General features: G+C 60.8%; 6 protein-coding genes. All 6 read left to right on the top strand.

The window, feature by feature from the left end:
* Positions 1 to 838: AAA family ATPase (locus HJG40_RS13680; protein WP_215864710.1), on the top strand; the 838-nt coding region annotated here is incomplete at its 5' end.
* A gap of 18 nt (positions 839 to 856) precedes the next feature.
* Complete coding sequence (locus HJG40_RS13685) at positions 857 to 3,208, top strand: S8 family serine peptidase (RefSeq protein ID WP_497006472.1); 2,352 nt, start codon at positions 857 to 859, stop codon at positions 3,206 to 3,208.
* Entirely contained in the window at positions 3,208 to 5,004 is a 1,797-nt protein-coding gene (locus HJG40_RS13690) for an AIPR family protein (RefSeq protein WP_215864712.1), read from the top strand. Before HJG40_RS13685 ends, HJG40_RS13690 begins: the two co-directional genes overlap by 1 nt.
* Positions 5,005 to 5,014: 10 nt before the next feature.
* Complete coding sequence (locus tag HJG40_RS13695) at positions 5,015 to 6,736, top strand: site-specific DNA-methyltransferase (RefSeq protein WP_215864713.1); 1,722 nt, start codon at positions 5,015 to 5,017, stop codon at positions 6,734 to 6,736.
* A complete protein-coding gene (locus HJG40_RS13700) occupies positions 6,736 to 7,314 on the top strand; it encodes a virulence RhuM family protein (RefSeq protein ID WP_215864714.1) in 579 nt (192 codons plus the stop codon). Before HJG40_RS13695 ends, HJG40_RS13700 begins: the two co-directional genes overlap by 1 nt.
* The gene (gene rhuM, locus HJG40_RS13705; RefSeq protein ID WP_215864715.1) at positions 7,311 to 7,571 is read left to right on the top strand and encodes a RhuM family protein; all 261 of its coding nucleotides are present in this window, start codon (positions 7,311 to 7,313) and stop codon (positions 7,569 to 7,571) included. The genes HJG40_RS13700 and rhuM overlap by 4 nt, the downstream gene beginning before the upstream one ends.
* Positions 7,572 to 7,707 lie beyond the last annotated feature (136 nt).

The raw sequence follows: 7,707 nt of genomic DNA on the forward strand, positions 1-7,707 counted from the left end.
CGGCGGGCAGACCGCCACTGGGGACGGTGTCCGCAAATTGCACAGTCTTCCCAGCCTGCTGACCAACAAGGACAATGGCCTTGAGCTGCTCGAAGAACGCGGGGTCGTTCGTGAGGAGAAGGATATCATCTTGTCCGATGCTACGCAGTCGGCGATCAATGAGACCCTCATGGAGCACAACCGGGCCGATACGCTGCGCTCGTACGGCTTGCAGCCCGCGCAGAAACTGCTGTTTTGCGGCCCCCCTGGCTGCGGGAAAACATTAGCGGCGGAGGTCATTGCTCACGCCTTGTCCATGCCGCTTGTCCTCATTCGCCTGGATTCGGTTATTTCATCTTTTCTCGGTGAAACGGCTGCCAATCTGCGAAAAGTTTTCGACTACATCGCGCAGCAGCCTGTCGTCGCGCTGTTCGATGAGTTCGATGCGCTCACAAAGGATCGTGGGGACAGCGCCGATCATGGCGAGCTCAAGCGTTCCGTCAATGCAGTTCTGCAGATGATGGACAGCTATCGGGGCGAGAGCATCCTCATTGCTACCACCAACTACGAAGCCTTGCTCGACAAGGCAGTGTGGCGGCGCTTTGATGAAGTCGTTCGCTTCGAAATGCCAAACTTGGAACAGATTAAACGCCTGCTTGCGCTAAAGCTCTCAGGTATCCGACGCAACTTCGAACCCGACGATGGTCAAGTGGCTTCACTGTTCAAGGGTATGTCTCACGCTGACATCGAGCGAATTCTTCGGCGAGCAGTCAAGGAAATGATTTTGTCTGGCCGTGAGTTCATGGAAAAGAGCCATCTGGATAACGCGCTTGCCCGCGAATACCGGCATAAAAACTAAACGATGGAGGGGGGAGGCATGGTTTATGAACACTTGCGCTTGGAGCGAGAAGCGCCCTCAACGGCGCGCCACCCGAGGCGTCATCCGGGAATTCGCCCTCCTGCCGATCCGAGAGCGCATGGTGCCGCATTAGCTGGGCGGTTTGGCCAGGCGCGGCAACGCGCGATGGCAGAGGACATCGGCGGATTCGATGACCGCAAGCTGCTCAAGATTCGGCTACGCGCGGGCGACAAGAGCGTGCCAGCCTTCGATGCCATTCCTGGCGTAGAGATTGTCAGCCAGGAAGACGAATCCATCGTGCTGGCATTCGCCACTGATAACGGCTTGAACGAGTTCGAGAGCCGCCTGGCCACCCTTGCACGTAATGGCGTTGTTATACGCAAGGAACTGTTCTACGTCATCGAAGACTTCGACCACTGGACACCCCAGGATCGAACTGGCGCGGCCTTGCTTGAGCAAGGATTTCCAGCCACGCCAACCTTCCTGCTCGATGTCGAACTATGGCCCCAGGAGCGACAAGACAAACGCCAGGAAATGGTGCGTGCCTTTCTCGGCTGGTTGCACGCACAAGGCATTGAGCGGTTGGACGACATCCAGCAACCCTCGCTCGTCATGGTCCGCGTGCGCTGTAACCGTGCGCAGGCCGAGCAGATATTGCACTATCGCGATGTGCGCACTGCCGACCTGCCGCCTCGCTTGGGCGTGGCCGTACAACTGCTTCACACCGACATCAACCAGTTTCCTCCGATTGATCCCCCTTCTGATGATGCTCCGTCCATCGCTGTGCTGGACTCCGGCTTGACGCGTGGACATTCGCTACTCGGCGCAGCGGTCGGGGACGCGCAGGGCTACCTCGCTCCGCATCGCAGTGCCGATGACACCGCTCCCCACTGGCACGGCACCTTCGTTGGCGGGCTTGCGTTGTTCGGCGACGTCCAGAGTGTTATTCAGCAAGGGCAGTTCGTCCCGCAGCTTCGCCTGTTCTCCGGCAAAGTGTTCGAAGACGACGGACAAGACCAAACCGAGTTCGTCGAAAAGGCGGTCGAGGAAGCCGTGCGCGACCTGCATGCGCAATACGGCTGCCGGATCTTCAACCTGAGCTATGGCGATCTGAACAAGGTCTACGATGGCCGTCATGTTCGCGGGCTCGCCTACACGCTGGATCGGCTGACGCGCGAGCTGGGGGTCCTGTTCGTAGTACCAGCGGGCAATATGCTGTCATCCCAGTTGCCAGCCGATGCACGCGCGAGTTACCCGAACTACCTGTTCGAAGGCCACGCCCGCCTGCTGGACCCCGCCACATCGCTCAACGCCCTGACCGTTGGCGGCTTGAGCCTGAATGAGGCCACACGCAATGCTCAACGCCATCCCAACACAATTGAAGACCACGTATTGGCACGGGCGGAGCAGCCGTTTCCATTGACTCGCAGCGGCCCTTCCGCCAGCGGCGCCATCAAGCCCGACGTGGTCGCGCATGCTGGCAACATCGCCTTGCGGCGCAATGGCGGTGGCACAGACCATGCCGGTCTGGGCGTGGTGTCGCTCAATGGCGGCTTTGCCTTGGGGCCGGCGTTCAAGGAGGACATCGGCACTAGCTACGCCGCCCCCCAAGTCGCCCACCAAGCCGCAAGGCTACTGGCCGAAGTGCCCGACGCCTCGCCCAGCCTGCTGCGCGCACTGATCGGCGCCCATGCCCGTTGGCCGCAAGCCTGCGAAGAGCTGTTGAACCCCGGCAACAATGCCGAAGGCCGCGATAAACTCCTGCGTCTCATCGGGTATGGGCGGGTGGACGATACGGCGCTCTTCCGCTCGCTGGATCACACCGTCACGCTGCTGGCTGAAGAGCGCGTCGGCAACGACCAGCACCACTTCTTCGAACTACCCTTACCCGACAGCTTCTGGGACGGTGGCCGCCGCACGCGTGAGGTGACCGTCGCGCTCGCCTACAGCCCTGCCGTGCGCACCACGCGGTTGGATTACCGCAGAGCCAAACTGTGGTTCCACCTGGTGACGGCTGGCAGCCTCGATCAGGTTACCCAAGCCTACCGGCGCAATCGGGAAGAAGGCATGGGCGAGCGCACCAACAGCCGCTGGCTACCCAACGACACCCGCAAGAACGGCACGTTGCAAGTCTCTCGATGGCGTTTCAAAAAGGCGCTGGCCAACGGTCACAAGGTGTTCGTCGTAGTCACCCGGCAAGAAAGTGCGTGGTCGCAAGACGAGCACAAAGCTGAAGCGGAGCCGTACGCCCTCGCCGTGGTGCTGGCGGATCGGGAGCAGATCAACGCTCAGCTCTACGCCCAGGTGCGGGCGGCGCTGCAAGCCCGTGCCCAAGCACGTGTGCGTGCTCGGATTGGCGGGAGGGGCTGATGGCAGCGCTCGAACCTCAGTACATGACCATCTTGAAGAAGGTGCTCGCCGTCCGCTTCGTGCCGTTCCTGCCGCCGTTGCTCGGCAACGCCAATTCTACCAATCAGGCGGCGAAGCAGCTTTCTCGGGCCTTCAGCGCCTTCGCCCTGCACAAGCTGCTCGACATTACACCGCAGGCCGCCGCCGCCTCTGTCGTGGACGACTTCAACGACAAGGGCATCGACGCGATCCACTATCACGAGCCGTCGGAGACGCTGTACCTTCTGCAAACCAAGCTGAAGGAATCCGAGCAGTTCAAGCAGGAGGATGCACTGCCGTTCTGCGAGGGCATTCGCCTGTTGCTCAAACAGGACTTCACTGCGTTCAACGAGAACGTCCTGAATCGAAAGGCTGATATCGAGGGCGCACTCGATGCGTGCAGCCACATCAAGCTGGTCGTGCCCTACACCGGCGATGGTGTATCGCAAACGGCCCGCGACGCCTTGCAGGCGCTGCTCGACGACGAAGACCTGGACGAAGAGCGACTGGTCAAGCCGGTGGAGTACTACGCGGCAGCGGACATCACCCGCGACTTGCTGGCGGAGCAGGCCTACCCGCCGGTTCATACCGACATCGCCTTGCAGAAGCACGCCAAAGTCGAGAACCCGCGCACAACGTACTACGGCATCGCCCGCTTGACCGATCTGGTCGCGCTGCACATGGACAAGGGCAAAGCGCTGTACGAGCGCAACATCCGCTACTTCCTCGGCAGCAGCCGATCCGACGTCAACAAGGCCATCAAGGCGACTCTGCGCGACGATCCGGGCAGCTTCTTCTACCTCAACAACGGTGTGACGGCGGTCTGCGACGAAATTGAACTGAAGGGGAAGAACCCCAGCAATGGGTTCCGGAAGTTCAAGGTTCGCGGCCTGTCCATCATCAACGGTGCGCAGACAGTCGCGTCCGCCGCCGAGTTCGTGGCCCAGCATCCGGGCAGCAACATCGGCGATGCCAAGGTGATGCTCACCTTGATCAAGGCCCCGGCAGATGGCCCGTTCGGCAAACGCGTCACCAAGGCACGCAACCACCAGAACCCGGTGCAGACGGCGAACTTCGCCTCGCTGGACGAAAACCAGGAGCGGCTGCGGCAGGAGATCGCGCATCTCGGCTTCGCCTACCACTACCGCCCGGAAGCGGCGGCGACTGGCCCCCAGGCTATTTCGCTCGACGAGGCGCTTCGCGTGCTCGCCTCGCGGCAGGACGATCCGCGCTACGCCGTCTGGCTCAAAAGCGTACCTGCGCGGCTGGCCAATCCGGAATCCGTGGAATACCAGACATTGTTCCCGGCCACCCTTACCGGCGTGGCCCTGGTCAACGCGGTGCTGTGCCACCGGGCCATCCGGACGCTGGTGGTGGACTACGAGCAGAAGGCGGTGGCGCGCAGCCAGGAAAAGCTGATCTACCGCCATGCCATCCATGTTATCATCGGTGTGATGATGAAACGCCTGCGCCAACGCATCGGCGCGGCCGCAACCATCGACGCCGCGACGATTCCCGGACTGATCAGCCAGCCGCTCGATCAGCTCCGGCAGCAGACCTTCGACCTCGGGCGGCAACGCCTGCTAGGTTTGGGGCCGCTGGCCTATTTCCGCAATCAGGGCAGCGTCGCGTCGTTCATGGCCGAACTGATGGAAACGCACTTCATGCTGGCAGCCGACCCGGCGCTGCCCAACCTGCGCAATATCAACACGGCGGCGGACGCGTACCCGCGCAAAAGCCTGCTCGATTATTTGTCGAGCAAGGCACCCCAACTATGAGAGCGATGCCATGAGCAAGCAAAAACTAGAACTGACATGGATCGGCAAGGAGAAGCGCCCCAAGCTGGAGCCGCGCATTCTGCTCGAAGACCCGGACAAGTCGTATCACGCCAAACACCGCGTGACCGAGAACGACCTCTTCGACAACCGGCTGATCTTTGGCGACAACCTGCTGGCGCTCAAAGCGCTGGAGGCGGAGTTTGCGGGCAAGGTGAAGTGCGTGTTCATCGACCCGCCGTACAACACCGGCAGCGCGTTCACGCATTACGACGACGGACTGGAGCACTCGATCTGGCTGGGGCTGATGCGCGACCGGCTGGAGATCATCCGGCGCTTGCTGGCGGAGGATGGGTCGCTGTGGATCACGATTGATGACAACGAAGCTCACTACCTCAAAGTGCTATGTGATGAAATCTTCGGACGCTTGAACTTCATTGGGAATGCTGTTTGGGAGAAAGCAGATAGCCCGAGAATGGATGCCCAGTTCTTCTCAGTCCGTCACGATCATCTTCTGGTTTATGCAAAGGGCATCACAAGGACTGTCTGGAACAAGCTCGCTGCGGGTGATGCGCCTGACCACTATGACAAAGTCGATTCGTCCGGACGCAAGTACTACCTCAAACCACTTCGGGCGATGGGTGGCCAGGGAGACTCCCGAGCGACACGCCCAACGCTGTACTACGCATTGACTGCACCTGACGGGCAAGAGGTATACCCGAAGCGCCAAGACGGAACCGATGGCGCATGGCGTTGGAATAAGACCAAGGTCGAACAGGAGCGAGAGCGAATCGATTGGATACAGGGTCGCAATGGTTGGACACCCAACTATCGTATTTTCGCCGAGGAGAATGCTACGCGCCCTCCCGAGACTATCTGGCCGCATAGTGAGGTAGGTAGCAATCGGACATCAAAGTCTGAAGTCAAAAAACTCTTTCCTGACTTGATTCCTTTTGGCACGCCAAAACCAGAGAGGCTTCTTCAAAGGGTGATTTCGATTGCGTCGAATCCCGGCGACCTCGTCCTCGACTCCTTCGCCGGTTCCGGCACCACCGGCGCGGTGGCGCACAAAATGGGCCGCCGCTGGATCATGGTCGAGCTGGGCGAGCACTGCCACACGCACATCATTCCGCGCCTGAAAAAAGTCATCGACGGCGACGACCCCGGCGGCATTTCCAAAGCGGTGAACTGGCAGGGCGGTGGCGGCTTCCGCTATTGCGCACTCGCCCCCAGCCTGATCGTCAACGACCGCTGGGGCAATCCGGTCATCAATCCCGACTACAACGCCGCGCAACTGGCCGAGGCACTGGCCAAGCTGGAGGGCTTCAGCTACGCGCCGTCGGAGGTGCACTGGTGGCGGCACGGCCATTCCAGCGAGCGTGATTTCATCTACGTCACCACGCAGAATCTGTCCGCCGAGCAGTTGCAGGCGCTGTCCGATGAGGTCAGCGGGGAGCAGAGCCTGCTGGTGTGCTGTGCCGCGTTTCACGGGGTGACGGCGGCCAAGGCGGCGGAGCGCTGGCCGAACCTGACGCTGAAGAAGATTCCCAAGATGGTGATGGCGCGCTGCGAATGGGGCCACGACGATTACAGCCTGAATGTGGCGAATCTGCCGATGGCGCAACAGGAAGACCAGCCCTCACCCCAACCTTCTCCCAGAGGGAGAGGGGGCAAAACAGTCAGGGCGGCCAGCGGCACGGCCGATCTGTTTGGCGATACAGGGGAGGAGGCGTGATGGCGACGAAATCCACGGTTCCCGAACTCGCGAAGAGCAACGGAACAGCGCAGCAGTCTGCTGCACAAATGGCCGGGCAAGGCGAGTTCCTGCTTTACCAGACTGAGGATGCCCGGACACGCGTTCAGCTTCGGCTGGACGACGGCACGGTCTGGATGAGCCAGAAGCAACTGGCCGACCTGTATCAAGTCAAGGTTCCTACCATCAACGTGCACCTGAAAAATCTTTTTCAGGACGGAGAGTTGGCAGCAGGTCGAACGATTAGGAAATTCCTAATAGTTGCCCGCGAGGGTACGCGGAACGTGGAACGGCTGGTCGATCACTACAACCTGGAGGTGATTCTGCACCTCGGCTATCGGGTGCGTTCACATCGCGGCGCGCAGTTTCGGCGCTGGGTGACAGAACAGTTGAAAGACTATCTCGAAAAGGGCTTTCTGCTGGACGACGAGCGCTTCAAGGGTGGGCAGGACAGCGCCTATTTCGAGGAACTGCTCGCACGCATCCGCGAGATCCGTTCCTCGGAAAAGGTGTTCTGGCGCGAAGTGGCGGAGCTACAGGCGCAGGCGCGGCAACCATGACCATGCGCGACTGGGCGGCGGAGTTGGACAACTTCCTGCGGATGACGCGCAAGGACATTCTGACCCACGCGGGCAAGGTGACTGCCGAAGCGGCGTTGGCGAAGGCACAGGCGGTGTATGCCGAATATCAGGCACGGGTTCGCAATTTGCCGTCGCCGGTGGAGAAGGATTTCGAGACCGCCATCGCGCAACCGGTCAGGCGGGTTGAAAAAAGCAGGAAAGCATTGCCGAATAAGAAGAAAGGAGAACAGGCATGAACGCCCGCGTGCAAAACCACATCACGGGCCGCCTGTCGCTGCGCCCGCCTCAGGCCGAGTCGCTGACGCGATTGGTGCGCGCCATCGAGGCTGCGCCGGAATTGCTGGAGCATGGCAAGGATGTGGCGGCGGTGCT

The sequence above is a fragment of the Acidithiobacillus concretivorus genome (assembly GCF_018853445.1).
GTDB classification, from domain to species: Bacteria; Pseudomonadota; Gammaproteobacteria; order Acidithiobacillales; family Acidithiobacillaceae; genus Acidithiobacillus; species Acidithiobacillus concretivorus.